This window comes from Rheinheimera soli (assembly GCF_031457405.1).
Classification (GTDB): Bacteria; Pseudomonadota; Gammaproteobacteria; order Enterobacterales; family Alteromonadaceae; genus Pararheinheimera; species Pararheinheimera soli_A.
Window position 1 is genome coordinate 1 of the sequence record NZ_JAVDWR010000021.1, and the last position, 17,231, is coordinate 17,231.

Annotated in this window: 17 protein-coding genes and 1 other RNA gene; 10 read left to right on the forward strand and 8 right to left on the reverse strand. The window is 46.7% G+C overall.

Annotation, left to right across the window (positions count from 1 at the left end):
- The 7 genes from J2W69_RS18295 to J2W69_RS18325 form a co-directional block, all read right to left on the reverse strand.
- Positions 1–1,943 (reverse strand): chitobiase/beta-hexosaminidase C-terminal domain-containing protein (locus J2W69_RS18295; protein ID WP_310281186.1); only part of this gene is annotated, 1,943 nt, incomplete at its 3' end.
- Positions 1,944–2,965: 1,022 nt separating this feature from the next.
- Complete coding sequence (locus J2W69_RS18300; protein WP_310281188.1) at positions 2,966–3,304, reverse strand: SDR family NAD(P)-dependent oxidoreductase; 339 nt, start codon at positions 3,302–3,304, stop codon at positions 2,966–2,968.
- Between the two features lie 59 nt (positions 3,305–3,363).
- Positions 3,364–4,356, reverse strand: a complete 993-nt coding sequence (locus tag J2W69_RS18305) for a sulfite exporter TauE/SafE family protein (RefSeq protein WP_310281190.1) — start codon at positions 4,354–4,356, stop codon at positions 3,364–3,366.
- Between the two features lie 111 nt (positions 4,357–4,467).
- Positions 4,468–4,773, reverse strand: a complete 306-nt coding sequence (locus J2W69_RS18310) for a hypothetical protein (protein WP_310281194.1) — start codon at positions 4,771–4,773, stop codon at positions 4,468–4,470.
- 168 nt (positions 4,774–4,941) lie between these two features.
- Positions 4,942–5,661 (reverse strand): tRNA (adenosine(37)-N6)-threonylcarbamoyltransferase complex dimerization subunit type 1 TsaB, encoded by a 720-nt coding sequence (gene tsaB / locus J2W69_RS18315; protein WP_310281196.1) that lies wholly within the window; start codon positions 5,659–5,661, stop codon positions 4,942–4,944.
- A gap of 22 nt (positions 5,662–5,683) precedes the next feature.
- Complete coding sequence (locus J2W69_RS18320) at positions 5,684–7,603, reverse strand: DNA repair helicase YoaA (protein ID WP_310281198.1); 1,920 nt, start codon at positions 7,601–7,603, stop codon at positions 5,684–5,686.
- An 89-nt stretch (positions 7,604–7,692) separates the two neighbouring features.
- Entirely contained in the window at positions 7,693–7,953 is a 261-nt protein-coding gene (locus J2W69_RS18325) for a hypothetical protein (RefSeq protein WP_310281200.1), read from the reverse strand.
- A 450-nt stretch (positions 7,954–8,403) separates the two neighbouring features.
- Here J2W69_RS18325 and hisG point away from each other — a divergent pair, with 450 nt between their 5' ends.
- From hisG to J2W69_RS18375, 10 genes are all read left to right on the forward strand, one after another.
- A complete protein-coding gene (gene hisG / locus J2W69_RS18330; protein ID WP_310281202.1) occupies positions 8,404–9,306 on the forward strand; it encodes an ATP phosphoribosyltransferase in 903 nt (300 codons plus the stop codon).
- A gap of 3 nt (positions 9,307–9,309) precedes the next feature.
- Positions 9,310–10,653: a histidinol dehydrogenase gene (hisD, locus tag J2W69_RS18335; protein WP_310281204.1), complete on the forward strand. Its 1,344-nt coding sequence runs from the start codon at positions 9,310–9,312 to the stop codon at positions 10,651–10,653.
- Positions 10,650–11,732, forward strand: a complete 1,083-nt coding sequence (gene hisC, locus J2W69_RS18340) for a histidinol-phosphate transaminase (RefSeq protein ID WP_310281207.1) — start codon at positions 10,650–10,652, stop codon at positions 11,730–11,732. Before hisD ends, hisC begins: the two co-directional genes overlap by 4 nt.
- A complete protein-coding gene (gene hisB, locus J2W69_RS18345; RefSeq protein ID WP_310281209.1) occupies positions 11,729–12,799 on the forward strand; it encodes a bifunctional histidinol-phosphatase/imidazoleglycerol-phosphate dehydratase HisB in 1,071 nt (356 codons plus the stop codon). The genes hisC and hisB overlap by 4 nt, the downstream gene beginning before the upstream one ends.
- Positions 12,799–13,401, forward strand: coding sequence for an imidazole glycerol phosphate synthase subunit HisH (hisH, locus tag J2W69_RS18350; RefSeq protein ID WP_310281211.1), 603 nt, complete (start codon positions 12,799–12,801; stop codon positions 13,399–13,401). Before hisB ends, hisH begins: the two co-directional genes overlap by 1 nt.
- 36 nt (positions 13,402–13,437) lie before the next feature.
- Complete coding sequence (gene hisA / locus J2W69_RS18355; protein ID WP_310281213.1) at positions 13,438–14,175, forward strand: 1-(5-phosphoribosyl)-5-[(5-phosphoribosylamino)methylideneamino]imidazole-4-carboxamide isomerase; 738 nt, start codon at positions 13,438–13,440, stop codon at positions 14,173–14,175.
- Positions 14,157–14,930 (forward strand): imidazole glycerol phosphate synthase subunit HisF, encoded by a 774-nt coding sequence (hisF, locus tag J2W69_RS18360; protein WP_310281215.1) that lies wholly within the window; start codon positions 14,157–14,159, stop codon positions 14,928–14,930. The genes hisA and hisF overlap by 19 nt, the downstream gene beginning before the upstream one ends.
- Positions 14,927–15,559, forward strand: coding sequence for a bifunctional phosphoribosyl-AMP cyclohydrolase/phosphoribosyl-ATP diphosphatase HisIE (gene hisIE / locus J2W69_RS18365; protein WP_310281218.1), 633 nt, complete (start codon positions 14,927–14,929; stop codon positions 15,557–15,559). The genes hisF and hisIE overlap by 4 nt, the downstream gene beginning before the upstream one ends.
- 134 nt (positions 15,560–15,693) lie before the next feature.
- Positions 15,694–16,470, forward strand: coding sequence for a substrate-binding periplasmic protein (locus tag J2W69_RS18370; protein ID WP_310281220.1), 777 nt, complete (start codon positions 15,694–15,696; stop codon positions 16,468–16,470).
- Positions 16,471–16,581: 111 nt separating this feature from the next.
- Positions 16,582–17,082: an LURP-one-related/scramblase family protein gene (locus J2W69_RS18375; RefSeq protein WP_310281222.1), complete on the forward strand. Its 501-nt coding sequence runs from the start codon at positions 16,582–16,584 to the stop codon at positions 17,080–17,082.
- Positions 17,083–17,120: 38 nt separating this feature from the next.
- Here the strand turns inward: J2W69_RS18375 and ffs are convergent.
- Positions 17,121–17,218, reverse strand: an RNA gene (gene ffs / locus J2W69_RS18380) — signal recognition particle sRNA small type.
- Between the last annotated feature and the right edge of the window lie 13 nt (positions 17,219–17,231).

The following is a 17,231-nucleotide window of genomic DNA, read 5'->3' on the forward strand; positions in this document are numbered from 1 at the left end:
ACCGCTTTGGATGTCGGACTGATACTTCCTCCCGCCCCTGCCGATGTGCTAACCGCATAACTGTTCAGGCTAAAACTGGCACTCACGGCACAAGCTCCCGTGATCCCCCCTGTGGTGTAAGTCGTTCCACTTAACGTGCCACCACAACCACTGACTGCACTGATGTGATAACCAGTACTCGGGGTCACTGTAAAACTGGTGCTGCTGCCATGAGTGACCGCTTTGGACGTCGGACTGATGCTTCCTCCCGCCCCTGCCGATGCACTGACTGCATAACTGTTCAGGCTAAAACTGGCGCTCACTGTACAAGCCGCTGAAATAGCTCCGGTCGTATAAGTGCTGCCACTGAGCGTTCCGCCACAGCCACTGACTGCCCCAATGCTATAGCCAGTATTGGGAGTCACCGTAAAACTGGTGCTGCTGCCATGAGTGACCACTTTGGATGTCGGACTGATACTTCCCCCCGTCCCTGCCGATGTGCTAACCGCATAACTGTTCAGACTAAAACTGGCACTCACAGCACAAGCTCCCGTGATCCCCCCGGTGGTATAAGTCGTTCCACTTAACGTGCCACCACAACCACTGACTGCACTGATGTGATAACCAGTACTCGGGGTCACTGTAAAACTGGTGGTACTGCCATGAGTGACCACTTTGGACGCCGGGCTGATGCTTCCTCCCGCCCCTGCCGATGCACTGACTGCATAACTGTTCAGGCTAAAACTGGCGCTCACTGTACAAGCCGCTGAAATAGCTCCGGTCGTATAAGTGCTGCCACTGAGCGTTCCGCCACAGCCACTGACTGCCCCAATGCTATAGCCAGTATTGGGAGTCACCGTAAAACTGGTGCTGCTGCCATGATTCACCGCTTTGGATGTCGGGCTGATGCTTCCTCCCGCCCCTGCCGATGTGCTAACCGCATAACTGTTCAGGCTAAAACTGGCACTCACGGTACAAGCTCCCGTGATCCCCCCTGTGGTATAAGTCGTTCCACTTAACGTGCCACCACAACCACTGACTGCACTGATGTGATAACCAGTACTCGGGGTCACTGTAAAACTGGTGCTGCTGCCATGAGTGACCACTTTGGACGTCGGGCTGATGCTTCCTCCCGCCCCTGCCGATGCACTGACTGCATAACTCTTCAGGCTAAAACTGGCGCTTACTGTACAAGCCGCTGAAATAGCTCCGGTCGTATAAGTGCTGCCACTGAGCGTTCCGCCACAGCCAGTGACCGACTGGATCGAATACCCCACCGCTGGTGTCACCGTAAATGTAGTAGTTCCTCCATTAGCTACAGTCCGGCTTGAGGGACTGAAGCTACCTCCACTGCCTGCAGATGTGCTCACCTGGTAATGAATAGTGTAAACTGCTGCGTTTTCAAAGCTGTCAAGCATGCCAGATTTATATGCTACCGCGCGTAAAGTCGCTGTCTGGCTTAATACCACTGGACCGCTGTACACCGGAGAACTGGCAGAAACCTGAGTATTGTTCGTTGTATAACGAATGGTCGCTCCAGCCGTACTTGTTGACAACGACACACTGACTGAGTTGGTATAAGTACCCGCTGCTACCGAAAGTGCTGGCTGTACCACCCTGGCCATAATAACAAACGGGGTACTCAACTCTGAATTAAACGAGCATTCACCTAACGAGTCACAAGCATTCACTACATATTGGTAAGTATTGCCCTCAACTCCAACAAATACGGCTCCAGGACTACTAACTGTCTGGACAAGAAACCATTGCCCATTTTTATACTGAATCACATTATAACTGACAGCCTTATTCACAGCATTCCATGAAACATTCATAGAGTTCGCTGCAACTCCAGCCGATACTGTAGGTTTTTGTGGCGCCACAGGCACAGACAACGCATGAAACGAAACAAAAATAAGGAAAAATAATGAGGTAAAACGGCAAACCGAATAAATCAGCTTCATAAGACATCCCTGTTACAGATTGTTATTTCAAGCAGCGCAAGGTTACGACGTTTTTTTGAAAATTTAATATCGTTTTTGCTTGTAACCTTTAGCGAAACCAACATAGTTAGTTTCGTCTGCCAAGTTAGCTAAACTGCTTATTGACCAACATAAAAAAATGAAAGCTCGCACCTTGCAACTTCATGCGCGCACTATTTTTAAATAAAATTTTTTAGAAAAAATTTAACAAAGAATTACTTGCCAATCAAAAATTATTCAAACTATCACAAACACATGCAAAATTAACAGAAAATTATCGTCAGTGATAAAAAAAACACATTAGGCAAACACTTCGCTTACGAAACATCGATTAGGAGGAACATTGACTCAAAACACACTCTATCAATGATCCCTTTTCGGATACACCTTGAGTTCTATCCTTCATAAGTACCATTACTCACTAATCAACCCCTTTTAGTTCCAGTAAAACTCACATCTCTGGTATCGCTTTGATTTTTCTCTTGCTTTGGCACCTCAGGCACATAGTATCAGCGCCAAAAAAGGCATTGCCAACATGAATGCCAGAGCGTCAGCTAGAACAGTTATGCGAACTACACAGCGTTTTTCAATCAATAGCAATAACCTGATCATCAGTCAGCATAGAATCAAAGCTTCACTATTCAATTAAGTCTGACTTCACCAAAACTTTCAAAAACATAACAACCAGAAATCACTGTGCAAAGTTTCAAAACAGCAAATCTAATAATTGATAGGTAATTTTGGTGTGTTGACGAGGTTCACCGATGCTTAAAATGTGTTCAGAGAATACGTTCAGGTTCACGGAGTTACAGTTCAAAAAAGGCAGTATCTGGTATTAAGCTAGTGTTTTGGTCAGTTGCTAGCTACCCACCGCAGGGCAAGATCGCGAACGTTTTTTTAAGCAGTTTCAGCTCGTGGTTTGTGTATTTTTGGGACGAAACAGGCACGTTTAGCTTCGTCTTTTCCGTTAGCTAGATCGTTTGTTAAACAACCTGAATAAAAAATTAACACTCACGCTCTAGCCCTGCGACCCACCGGGGTAGACCGAAAACATCCAGAGGTAGATTGGCCGCATCAACATAATCGCAGCTGCCTGCGTTGAGGATAACTAAATCCAGAGCCGGAATTTGTTGTGCAAGCTGTTCTATAGCAGCAGACAGCAACTCTGTGTCAGTTAAATCTAACGGAAAAGCATGAATACTACTGTGTTGTTGATGCAACTCGTTCAACGCATTAACTGAACGGGCCACAGCTATCACTTGCCAGCCAGCATCAGCATATTGGATAGCCAGCTCGCGACCTAAGCCTGAACTGGCACCTGTAATTAAACAATAACGAGCCATATACACAAACTCCTGAATTGGATGCTTGTATATACGTTCAGCAGCTGTTTTTGGATCCTTTAGTGCGACACAGCAAGCTGCGACTGATCAACAGCTTGTGTCTGGCGGCTCAGGCTACGGATCAACAGCACAAAGCCAGTAGAGAGCAATAAGGTAAATACAGCAGCCCAAATCAGCTTGTCCACCGAAGGGTTATAACAGAGGAAATACAGTAGCTGAGCAATATTCAGCACAGCTATCGCATACAACATAATTTCTTTATTAATTCGATGCAGTACATAAGCCCCCAGAGGCGCCATCAGCAATACCACAGGGTAGGCACATAACCAGGTTTGCACCTGATAGCCGGTTAAACCCTGATCAACAAAATGCCTGTAGGCGTAACCCAAAACACTGATAGCAGCCATCAGCATAATACTCATATGAGTGGCCACTTTTTCCTGCATGCGAAAACGGGTCACCAGCAAAGTGTACAAAATAATATCTGCGCCTGTGCCAAACAAGCTGGCACACATGCCACCTGCCAGTAGCATCAGCAGCAACAACACAAAATCCATAGGTTTATTCGGATCTAAAGTGGCTTTGCTGCCTCTGTGTTTGCCAAAGCTGTAGACCACAGAAAAACTGGTGATCAGGCTTAAAAACAGCGCCTGCATAATGTACACAGGCAGTTGTTGCAGCAGTTGCATGCCCAAAACGAAACCAACAAAAGCAACAGGGATAAACACCAATAAAGGCCTGTAGGTTTTTAGTCGGTTAGCTTTGTGAGTTAAGATAAAAATACTGGCACTGGTCATGCCAATACTTTGGATCATCAGGCTAAAATCCCGCGCCATAGTGCGGTCTATATTGAGGAAAATATTCAGCACCGGAAAAGCGACGGCTCCACCGCCTTCAGGAGTGACACCTGCGACAAAAGCACCGGCAACCATAATGGCCGGATAATACCAATGCTCTATTAAGAAACTGAGTTGATTAAACTGGCTAAAAAGCACAACCCACACCGCCAAAGCAGCAATAAACCACAATCGAAATACCTTGCTGTCAAACATCAGCGCCATCCATTTTTATTATTAAAAGACAGCATAAAACACAATAAAAATACTTTCATTGGTTTTGTAGTTATGAATTTTGAACTAATTGTTTCAGAGAGGAATTTAGACTTAAGCGTACAGATCCAGACTAAACATTTGCTGAACTTTTTCGCGTTTATCCTGATTGGCAAACATTTCGTAGGCATCTAAAGCCTGTTGATTACGCTGTTTGGGCTGGTCGTACATAGTACGTTTTTGCGCTTCCTGCTCGTCCAGCATAGACAAAGCTTCAGCATCAACACGCACACCGGAACCTGATGGCACCAGTGTGGTTTTATTTTGTGGTTCAGCCTCAACGGCTTTAGTTTTATTGCCCTGAAATACCAGCCCAACATGAGGACTTTGGGGTACATCACGGCTAACGGCTATTGTCATAACTGCTCGCAATCTGCCTTTATTTGATGCCAGTATAACTTAGCAAAAAATTTCGCCAAGTCGCTTTTGTTAAATCTTCATCCCCTAACCCATTCCCGTTGCAGCAAAGCGACGCTGGGGCTGGGCTTGTCCCCGCCCGTCTTGAATTCAAAGTCACTATTGCCGGCTTTACCTCCCGGGTAATTTTTGCCAGGTCACTTCGTCTCTGACATAGGTGGGTTCTGCCGTTTCTGCGGCAATAAACTGCCCCTGCCGGAACGGAATTGCCGCCAGACTCAACATATCCTGCGCTGAAGGGTACAGAATCACAGGACTATGGTGAACCGCAGCAAGATCCTCTGATCCACTGTTGCCAGTTTTGTGCCAGTCTTCCAACTGTTGTGGATAGGTTTGCCAACCTGTTCCTACAGCGCAAATATGGCCTTTTAAGACCGGACCAGGCAAGGCGGTTGGTTTAGCTGCAACTTCAGTACTTAACGCCTGCATTACACCCTGATCATCCAGCTGAAAACTGGCCAGATAAACTTCATTCATCCGGGCATCTATGGCAGATACCACCTGATGGGCCTGATGCAATCTGTGCGCGGCCTGCGCCATAGCGGCCAGCGTCGATACCCCATAAACGGGCAAATCAGCGCCAAAAGCCAGACCCTGACATACACCAACACCTATCCGCACACCGGTAAAACTGCCAGGGCCTTTGCCAAATACCAAACCATCCAGTTGCTGCAAAGTTAAACCAGCTTCAGACAATAGCTGTTGCACCATAGGCAAAATACGTTTGCTGTGCTGCTGCGGGCAAACCTCGTCTAAAGTCCAGATTTTGCCATCAACAGTTAAAGCCACTGAACAAGCTTCGGTTGAGGTATCTAATGCCAGTAATTTCAACAGACTACTCCTTTCTACATTTTTATTTGGGTAAATCTTCTAAAAACTTCACTGCAGCCTGTAAATCCCGGCTGCGGCGCATCGGCGGTAAGCTTTTCAAAAACACAGAGCCATAAGGCCGGGTGACTAATCTGTTATCACAAATCACCAAGACACCACGGTCTGATACATCACGAATTAGACGGCCAACGCCTTGTTTTAAGGTGATCACAGCTTGTGGCAATTGCACTAAAGCAAAAGGGTCCAGCCCCTTCATCTGACAATCTTCGTTGCGTGCCTGTAATAAAGGGTCGTCAGGCGATGCAAAAGGCAGCTTGTCGATGATGACGCAGCTTAAGGTATCGCCCCGTACATCAACACCTTCCCAAAAACTGCCGGTTCCAAGCAGTACCGCATGTTTGGTTTCAACAAACTGTTCCAGCAATAATCGTTTACTGGTGGTGCCCTGCACCAGCACTGGCAAAGACAAATGCTGTGGCAGTTCGTTCGCCATCCACTGCAGCATACGGTGGCTGGTAAAGAGGAAAAAACAGCGGCCCTGATTGGCTTCAATTAAAGGCACAGCCAATTTTAGCAGCGCTTTGCCCATACGGGCATCGTTGGGTTCAGGTAAATAACGAGGCACCAGCAACATGGCCTGTTGTTCATAATCAAAAGGGCTGTCGAGCAACAAGGTGTCGGCCTGCTGCAAGCCCATTTGCTCAATATAGTGGGCAAACCCCTGATCCACCGACAAAGTCGCTGAGGTAAAAATCCAGCTGCGTTTTTCTGCAAAAACCAACTCTCGGAATTTATCGGCAATACTCAAAGGTGTTAAATGCAGGCTAATGTGTTGCCGGGTGGTTTCATACCAAAAACTGACGCCGGTTTTACTGACATCCTGTAGCTTTTCCAGCTGAGTTTTAGCTAAAGCCAGCCGCTCAAAACAGTGATCCACCACTTCGTTACGGCCTAGACTGCCTTTCAATACCTGATACAACATGCCCATGGCTTCAGATACCCGGGTTAACGCCAGCTGCACATCAGGTCTTTTGCTGCTGTCCCGCCAGTTACCCCGTTCAGGTTCGTCGGACCATAACAGTCGCCAGTCCCGCACTAATGTCGCCAGCTTGTCTGCTGTTTTGCTTAACTGTGGATGATCCCTAAGCTCTGTTTTACAAATCAGTTCCAGTTCTTTACAGAGCTCCAGCAAAGTACGGCTGGACAAGGTTTCGCCAAAATACTCACTGGCGATATCGGGAATTTGGTGGGCTTCATCAAAGATCACCACATCCATATTGGGCAACAACTCACCAAAACCTGTGTCTTTCAGTGCCATATCAGCAAAAAACAAATGGTGGTTCACTACCACTAAATCGGCCTGCATGGCCTTTTTACGAGCACGTAACAGATAACAATCTTCATAGGATGGACAGTCTTTACCTAAGCAATTGTCAGTCGTACTGGTCACAAGCGGTAAAGCTTTGGAGTCTTCAGCTATATAAGTCAGCTCGCCTATATCGCCACTTTGGGTTTCGTTGGACCATTTTTTGATCAGGCTTAAATCATTAATCACAGCAGCATCTGCGGTTGGCACATGCTGGTAATGCTGATCTAAGCGAAATAAACATAAATAGTTGGAACGGCCTTTTAATAACGACGTATCGACCGGCAAAGCCAGAGCTTTTAATACTGTAGGTAAATCACGGAAATACAGCTGTTCCTGCAGGTTTTTAGTACCAGTGGATAAAATGACTTTTTTGCCGGATAACAAAGCCGGTACTAAGTAGGCATAGGTTTTACCTGTACCAGTACCAGCCTCTACCAATAACGCATTGCCGTTTTCAATAGATTTAGTGACAGAAGCTGCCATCAGCTTTTGTGGTTCACGGGCTTTAAAACCTTCAATAGCTTTAGATAAAGCTCCTTGTTCGGCAAAAGCCTGCTGCACTTGTTTTAACATAAGCAAAAAGACAAGTCAGAGATAAAGGATGAAACAGCAGACAACAGCATAAACAAGACCCGGCAAGAATTTGCGCTATTATGCCTTGGCTAGACAAAAATATCTAAGTGTCCTTCGTCATCTGCGTGTTGCTCCTCTTCCGGCGTGGTTTCTGGCGCAGCCGGATAATCGTCAGAACGGCGTCTGTCCTGACGTTTTTTTTGCTGATCTTTCAGTAAAATCAGAAAACGTTTTTCCTCTTTTTCATAAGCGCTGATTTTGGCATCTTTAAACACAGGCGCGATCATAGGTCCAGGCTGTCCAGCCGGCGTGCCTGGTGGTCGGTATAAATAGGGAAACAATACGTCCATAAACCCCTCCTCTGCCCTGTTATCGGCAGCAGATTAAATAACTTTATCTATACAACCTGATTATTTTTCACTCTATCTGTTAGAGTCTTTTTTTTATAACTTATTCAGCTTTTATCGTAAAATATTGTATAGACAACCAAATTAACCATACAAAACAAACTGATAGAACAATTTCCGAATTAAAATAAAATACAGCTGAAGCAAAAAATTCAGTTGCCTGAACGACAAAAAGCCGTTAGCTTGTATACATCTTAACGAGGAGTCACTTTCATGATTATCAACATCCACTGGCATCATCACCATCATTTATCCGACTAGCCGGTCCGTGTTGACATTGGAGGCTAGGTTATAACCAGCCTCTGGTGGAAAAGTGCAAACCAATTCCAACTGAACCCCGGGGCTAAAATCCCGGGGTTTTTGTTTTAAAATTTTTATAAGGTAATAAATAACATGACAGTCACTACCAATAGATTACGTATCGCCATTCAGAAGTCAGGCCGCCTGTCGCAAGACTCTCAGGCGCTGCTGACCAACTGCGGTTTAAAAATCAACTTACGTGAACAACGTCTGATCGCTCATGTAGAAAACATGGATATCGACTTATTGCGGGTACGTGATGATGATATTCCGGGTTTAGTGATGGATGGTGTCTGTGATTTAGGTTTTGTTGGCGAAAACGTGCTGGAAGAAGTATCACTGCAGCGCCAACTGGATAACGAAAGCTACGATTACACTGTTTTGGCCCGTCTGGATTTCGGTGGCTGCCGCTTGTCCATTGCTGTGCCGCAGGAAGAAGATTACCAGTCAATCAAAGATTTAGAAGGCCGTACTATTGCTACTACTTACCCACGTTTACTGAATCGCTATCTAAAACAAAAGGGCGTCAATTGCCGTATCGTCAATTTAAAAGGCTCGGTTGAAGTGGCTCCACGGGCAGGTTTAGCCGACGCCATTTGTGATTTAGTCTCCACTGGCGCTACGTTAGAAGCCAATGGTTTAAAAGAAGTGGAAGTGATTTACCGCTCCAAAGCCGTACTGATCCAGCGCCGCGATTTAGCAGATGAAAAACAACTGAAACTGATTAAAAAACTGATGCCACGAATTCAGGGCGTGATGCAGGCCAATGAAAGCAAATACATTATGTTGCACGCGCCACGCGCTCGTTTGCAGGAAGTGATAGCTCTGCTGCCAGGCGCAGAAAACCCAACTTTATTACCGCTGGCTGGCAATGATGATTTAGTGGCTTTGCATGTGGTCAGCAGCGAAACTTTGTTCTGGGAAACCATGGAGCAACTCAAAGGCTTAGGTGCCAGCTCTATTTTAGTATTACCCATTGAAAAGATGATGGAGTAAGGCATGTTGTATCCGATCAGCAACTGGCAACAACTGGATAAAACAACACAGCAGGCTTTATTAGAGCGCCCACTGCAGCAGGAATCCGACAGTTTAAAACAAACTGTGCGGGATATTATCCGTGCTGTGCGAAGCGAAGGTGATGTTGCTTTGCTGCGGTTTAGCCGCGAATTTGACAAGCTGCAAAGCAACCCTTTGCGTTTGGCTGATGAGCTGCAACAAAGCTTAATTGCCTCTTTATCTGATGAGCTAAAAACTGCTATTCAGATTGCGTATCGTAATATTCGCACCTTTCATGCGGCTCAGTTGCCAGAAAATATCCGTATTGAAACTCAGCCGGGAGTGGTTTGCGAGCTCAATTACAGCGCTTTGGATCAGGTCGGTTTATATGTGCCTGGTGGCAGCGCACCTTTGCCTTCGACTGTGTTAATGCTGGGTGTGCCAGCTCAACTGGCCGGTTGCCGCCGAGTGGTGTTAGTGACACCTCCGGGTCAGCCGTCGGCTTCTGATATTGCTGCTGAGATTGTTTATGCAGCATCACTTTGTGGCATTACGGAGATTTATACTTTAGGTGGCGCGCAGGCTATTGCTGCTTTGGCCTATGGCACAGAAAGTATCGGCAAAGTGGATAAGATTTTTGGCCCTGGCAACAGGTTTGTCACCGAAGCTAAACAGCAAGTCAGTCAGGATGCCCGTGGTGCTGCTATTGATATGCCAGCTGGCCCTTCTGAAGTGCTGGTGATTGCCGATGACAACGCCAATCCGGTCTTTGTGGCGGCAGATTTATTATCCCAGGCCGAACACGGCCCAGACTCACAAGTGGTGTTGGTAAGCCCTTCTGAAGCTTTACTGGTCAATACCATCAGCGAATTAAAACGTCAGACCGCTTTATTACCTCGGGCTGAAATTGCGAAAAAAGCCCTTGCCAACAGCAGGCTGATTTTAACGCCGGATTTAGCGACAGCGGCTTTGGTCAGTAACCAATACGCACCAGAGCATTTAATTATTCAAACCGCTGACGATCAGGCCTTACTTGGCAAACTGACCAACGCTGCCAGTATTTTTGTTGGCCCTTACACGCCAGAATCGGCAGGTGATTATGCCAGTGGTACTAACCACGTATTGCCGACTTATGGCTACAGCCGTAATCACAGCAGTTTAAGTCTGGCCGACTTTTATCGTCGCTATACAGTGCAGACTTTAACAGCATCTGGCATGCGCGATTTAGGCCCAACTATTGTCAAACTGGCCAAGGCCGAAGGTTTGGATGCACACGCCAATGCGGTGTCGTATCGTTTAGCAGAGTTAGAGCTTTCAGCACAAATTTCAGAGGAAAATCCATCATGAGCCGTATCAGTTCTTTAGCCAGGCAAAAAGTACAACAACTGGTGCCTTATGCCTCAGCCCGTTTAAGCATGAGCGGCGGCTCGGTCTGGCTGAATGCCAACGAAAACTCTATGGCAACAGACTATACACTTTCAGGCCAATACAACAGATACCCGGATTGTCAGCCAAAAGAGCTGATCAGCGCTTATGCATCTTATGCTGGCGTAGAAACCAATCAAGTGCTGACCAGTCGTGGCGCGGACGAAGGCATTGAACTGTTAATTCGTAGCTTCTGTGAACCTGGCCAGGATGCCATCAGCATTTGCCCGCCGACTTATGGCATGTACAAAATCAGCGCTGAAAGCCAGCTGGTGGATGTAAACATAGTGCCTTTAACCCAAGAGTTGACTTTGGATCTGCCGACCTTATTTGCACAAAAAGCCAATGTAAAATTGGTGTTTATTTGTAGCCCTAATAACCCAACAGGCGATTTAATACCCCGTCAGCAAATTGTCGATGTGCTGGAATTTTATAAAGATAAAGCTTTAGTGGTAGTCGATGAAGCTTACATTGAGTTTGCACCAGAAGCTTCTGTGGCTGGTTTATTAAACCAATACAGCAACTTAGTGGTGCTGCGCACTTTATCTAAAGCTTTTGCGTTGGCAGGCCTGCGTTGTGGCTTTACTTTGGCTGAGCCTTCAGTCATTGCAGCACTTCGCCAGATGATAGCGCCCTACCCTGTGCCAGCTCCTGTGGCTGAAATTGCAGTGTTGGCGTTATCAAGCCAGGGCCAGCAAAAAATGCGCGCCACAGTGGAGCAAATCCACAGCTTACGCGACAGCTTCAGTGCTTTTGCCAAAGATCTGAACTATGTCAGCTTTGTGTATCCTTCGAAAGCCAACTATGTGCTACTGGCTGTGCCTGATGCGGCTGAACTGGTCAGCTTTATTGCAGAGCAAGGTGTGCTTATCCGCAACCAATCCAGTCAGCTGGGTTTAGGCCAGGTGGTGCGTGTCTCCATTGGCAATGCCGCTGAAATGGCGCAGCTACAACAAATTATGTCATCTTATTCTTTATCAAAAACACAGGAGTCTTTATGAGTGCCAAAGCTATTTTATTTATCGACCGTGACGGCACTATGGTGGAAGAACCTGCTGTAGATAAACAACTGGATTCACTGGAAAAACTGGCTTACGAGCCAGATTTGGTGCCTTCATTACTCAAGTTACAGGCCGCAGGTTATTCATTGGTGATGGTAACCAATCAGGATGGCCTTGGCACCAGCAGTTTCCCGCGTGAAACTTTTGATGCACCACAAGAAAAAATGATGCAGTTGCTCAATTCGCAGGGCATTCGTTTTGATGATATTTTGATCTGCCCACACTTTGATAAAGACAACTGCAGCTGCCGTAAACCTAAGCTGGGTTTAGTTAAAGATTATCTGCAGCAAGGCAAAGTGGATTTCACCAACTCTTTTGTCATTGGCGACCGTTTAACAGACGTGCAACTTGCCGAAAATATGGGCCTGCCTTCGTTCCGTTATGACCGCGAAACCTTAGGCTGGAAAGAAATCACCAAACAGCTGTTAAGCAAAGGCCGTAAAGGCAACGTCAATCGTGTTACCCGCGAAACTGATATTCAGGTGAATGTCGATTTAGACCAACAAGGCGGCAACGTCATTGAAACCGGCGTTGGCTTTTTTGACCATATGCTGGATCAAATTGCCACCCACGGTGGTTTTAGCCTGCAATTAAAAGTGAAAGGCGACTTACACATTGACGATCACCACAGTGTGGAAGACACAGCGCTGGCTTTAGGTCAGGCGTTAAAGCAAGCACTTGGCAATAAAAAAGGCATTACCCGCTTTGGTTTTGTCCTGCCTATGGATGAATGCCGCGCAGAATGTGTGCTGGATTTATCCGGCCGTCCGCTGCTGAAGTTTGATGCCGATTTAGGCCAGGGTTCTGTTGGCACGATGAACCTGGAGATGGTGCACCACTTCTTCCGCTCTTTAAGTGATGCCATGCTGATGACGCTGCACTTATCCGTCAGCCCTGGCAATAAACACCATATGGTGGAAGGTTTATTTAAAGCCTTTGGCCGGGCCTTGGGTCAGGCTATTAAAGTGTCAGGTGAAGCGCTGCCAAGCAGTAAAGGAGTGCTTTAATGTCGCTCGTGATTGTAGACACCGGCTGTGCCAATATCAGCTCTGTGTACTGTGCTTTTCAACGTTTAGGTGTGGATGCCAAAGTCAGCCGCGATTTAAGCGTGATTAAAAACGCCAGCCGTTTATTAGTGCCTGGCGTGGGTGCTGCCCGTCAGGCGATGGCGAACTTGCGTGAACGCGATTTAATAGCCACTTTACAACAGGCAGAGCAGCCACTTTTGGGCATTTGCCTGGGCATGCAGCTTTTAACTGACCGCAGTGAAGAAGGTGATGTCGACTGTTTAGGTTTAATACCAGGTCAGGTGAAACGCATGCAAGTCGGTGATTTACGTTTACCTCATATGGGCTGGAACACCTTGCAGGTGGAAGAGAGTGCACAAAATCACCCGCTGCTTAAAGGCATAGGCGAAAAAGACTATCTGTATTTTGTCCATAGTTTTGCGGTAGCGCCGTCCGATACCACCTTAGCCCGCTGCAATTACGGCAGTGATTTTGCCGCTGTGATTGGCAAAGGAAATAAGCTGGGCGCGCAATTTCACCCTGAACGTTCAGGTGCTGTGGGCGCTCGTTTATTGCAGAACTTTTTAAATTTCAACGGTTAACCTTCTCTCTTCGGCACTGCCGTTACAGGATTAAAAGTGATTATTCCAGCTATAGATTTAATACAAGGTAAAACAGTGCGGCTCTACCAGGGCAGCTACGATAAAACCACTGAATATCAGCAAACCCCATTGCAGCTGCGTGATTTATACGCTGAAGCTGGCGCAGGTATTCTACATCTGGTGGATTTAACAGGGGCAAAAAATGCCGCTGACCGCCAGCTTGAGCTGTTAACAACCTTAATGAAAAACGCGCCTCTGCCAGTCCAGGTCGGTGGTGGTGTGCGCACAGTCGCCGATGTAGAGCAGTTACTGGCTGCCGGTGCCAGCCGTGTTGTGGTAGGCAGTGTGGCTATTCGGGAACCAGAAACAGTGCAAGCTTGGTTAAGAACTTATGGCGGCGACAAAATAGTTCTGGCGCTTGATGTATCAATTAATGCAAAAGGCGACAAAACTCTGCCAAGCCACGGCTGGATTGAAGAATCAACTATTACGCTTGAGCAGGTGCTGGATGGCTTTATTGCGGCAGGTGCGAAACATGTACTGTGCACCGATATCAGCAAAGACGGCACTTTGCAGGGCCCAAATGTGGCTTTGTATACCGAGCTGGTGCAAAAGTACCCACAAATTCAGTGGCAAGCCTCTGGTGGTGTTGGCTCTTTAGCTGACATCAAGGCCTTAAAGCCAACTGGCGTGGCTGGAGTGATTTTAGGCCGTGCCTTGCTGGAAGGTAAGTTCACCGCAGAGGAGGCAATACAATGCTGGCAAAACGTTTAATTCCTTGTTTAGACGTGCGCGATGGCAAAGTGGTCAAGGGCGTGCAGTTTCGTAACCACGAAATCATTGGCGATATAGTACCGCTGGCCAAAGCTTATGCCGAACAAGGCGCCGACGAGCTGGTATTTTACGATATTACCGCGTCCAGCGATGGCCGTGTGGTCGATAAAAGCTGGGTGCGCCGCATTGCAGAGGTGATCGACATTCCTTTTTGTGTCGCCGGTGGTATTAAATCTGTCGCTGACGCCGGATTAATTCTGGAAATGGGCGCAGATAAAATCTCTGTGAATAGCCCTGCTTTAGCGCGACCAGAACTGATTAGCGAGCTGGAACATAGCTTTGGTCAGCAATGTGTGGTGATTGGTATCGACAGCTTTTTTGATAAAGAAACAGGCCAATATCAGGTCTATCAGTTCACAGGCGATGAAAGCCGCACCCAAAAAACCCGCTGGCAAACGCTTGACTGGTTAAAGGGGGTGCAAGAGCTGGGCGCTGGTGAAATAGTACTGAACTGTATGAATCAGGATGGCGTGCGCCAGGGTTATGATTTAACTCAGTTACAACTGATACGAAACTCCTGCAAAGTGCCACTGATTGCCAGTGGTGGCGCGGGTAGCATGCAGCATTTTGCAGATGTATTTGAACAAGCCGATGTAGACGGTGCTTTAGCCGCTTCGGTATTTCACAAAGGCATTATTGCTATACCAGAGCTAAAAGCATTTTTATTAGAACGTAAGCTGGAGATCAGGCCATGAAACTGAATTTAACCAACCTGGACCAGCTGGATTTCAGCAAAGGTGATGGCTTGTTGCCAGTCATAGTGCAGCACGCCCGCTCCGGCAAAGTGCTGATGCAGGGTTTTGCTAATAAAGAGGCGCTGCAAAAAAGCCTGGAAACTGGTGATCTGACCTTTTTCAGCCGCAGTAAAAACCGCTTATGGACCAAAGGCGAAAGCTCAGGTCATACACTGAAGTTACACAGCATGGCAGCAGATTGCGACCAGGACAGTATTCTGGCTTTGGTCCTGCCTATTGGCCCCACTTGTCATGTTGGCACCGAAAGTTGCTGGCATGCAGCAGACGCCAATCAGCCCGACTTAGCCTTTTTAGACCAACTGGAACAAGTGATCCACAGCCGCTACGGCGCTGACCCAAGTTCCAGCTACACAGCCTCTTTATTTGCCAAAGGCGTAAAACGTATAGCGCAAAAAGTCGGGGAAGAAGGAGTTGAAACCGCCTTAGCAGCCACTGTAGGCGATAGAGAAGAGCTAAAAAACGAAGCTGCGGATTTGATCTATCACTTGTTGGTGTTACTGAAAAGTCAGGATCTGGCTTTGCATGATGTACTCGAGGTATTAAAACAGCGGCATCAGAAAAAAAGCTGAAGCTGAGTCTCGGATCAGTTTTTTACAAGGGCATTTATACAAGGGCATTTTCACAATGCCCTTTTTCCTGCTCGCCATTTCTCCTCATTTACAGCTATGCTCTGAAGACAAGTTTTTGTTGGAGCCGTTCAGGCATGAAGTTCAGCTGTCTTATTGTTTTTTTTAGCCTTTTTAGTTCGGCCATCTTCGCTACAGAAAAAGCCACAGACTGCATTTTATCAGCGCAAATTACCGAACAACATTATCAAAACAGCAAAGAACCAGGTTTATGGCATTTTTTGCATCTGGAATTGCTTGAGCTCTTAGCCACTACAGCCGACTGCAAACTGCAGTTAGTAAAAGTGCCCTGGTCCAGAGGACTGAGTATGTTGCAGGAAGGCCAGCTCGATTTAATGATGACTATGTCAAAAAGCCCGGAACGGGAGCTGTTTGCAGATTTTATTGGCAGTCATTATGTGGAAGAAGCTGTATTAGTGCTGCATAAAGATTATCAGATCAAAACCCAAACTCTGTCCGACATAAAGCTATTACCCGGACAAATTGGCGTGTTGCGGGAAGCCTTTTATGGTGAAGAATATCAACGGTTACAACAAAACCCGGATTTTGCCAAAAAGCTGCTGGATGCCAACACCATCTCACATAAATTGGGTTTTCTGGAGCGCAACAGAGTGCTGGGTGTAATTGAAGACAGAGCTCAGTATCAGGAATGGGCGAAAAAGCACCCGGATATAGCCAGGTTGTACAGCGAACATTTAGTGGTCAACCGCAATCCGGTGTATTTTGCCGCCAGTCGCAGTGGCATGACGCAACAGCAGCGGGATCATTTACGTCAAAGTTGGGCCAAAGTCTATGGCAGCGAAGTCCATATGGCTATATTGGCTAAATATGGCTGGTCTTTGCAGCTGGAATAAGTACAGCCCGCTCTTAATACATACGATGAAGTCAGAGTTTCACTACAGATCTCTGGAAAAATCGTCCCAAGCTAGCGTATGTTATGAACACTTCTGTTCTGAGTTTTTCTGATGAAATATAAAATTAAACAAAAGATATTCAGCCTGACTGACAGCTTTATTATTGAAGATGAACAGGGCAACGCGGCTTTTAGTGTTAAAGGGAAGTTTTTCAGTATCTCCAGCAGCCAAACCCTGTTTGACAACCGGGGTGTTGAGCTTTTAAAAATCAAACGTAAATACCTGACCATCATGCCAACCTGCCGGCTGCTCTGTGCCGATGGCAGTGAGTGGCTTATTCGTAAATGCTTTTGGCCCTTCTGGACCAGCCGTTTTACTGTTACAGGTCCAGCTGGTGAACTGGAAATGCATGGTAATTTATGGCAACACGAATACAAAATCAGCCAAAAAGGCAAAGTAGTGGCTGAAGTGTCGAAGTCCTGGTTCAGTTGGTCAGATACTTATGGTGTGGATATTTTTGCTCCCAAGCTGACAGCTCAATTGCTTGCAGCAGTGATTGTGATAGACCGTATTCAGCACTCAGGTAAAAATTCGACAATAGATGATGATTAACACAGGACAAACAAATAGTGGGGATGTTTGGGTGGCGACCTCACCAGCCGACATCCCGGCACATACGTTATCCGCTTTGGCTGCTTCCTTCCGGATCTGACCAGGTGAACGAATTAGTATTGCGGGAGGACCGATGAGGCCACCATTGA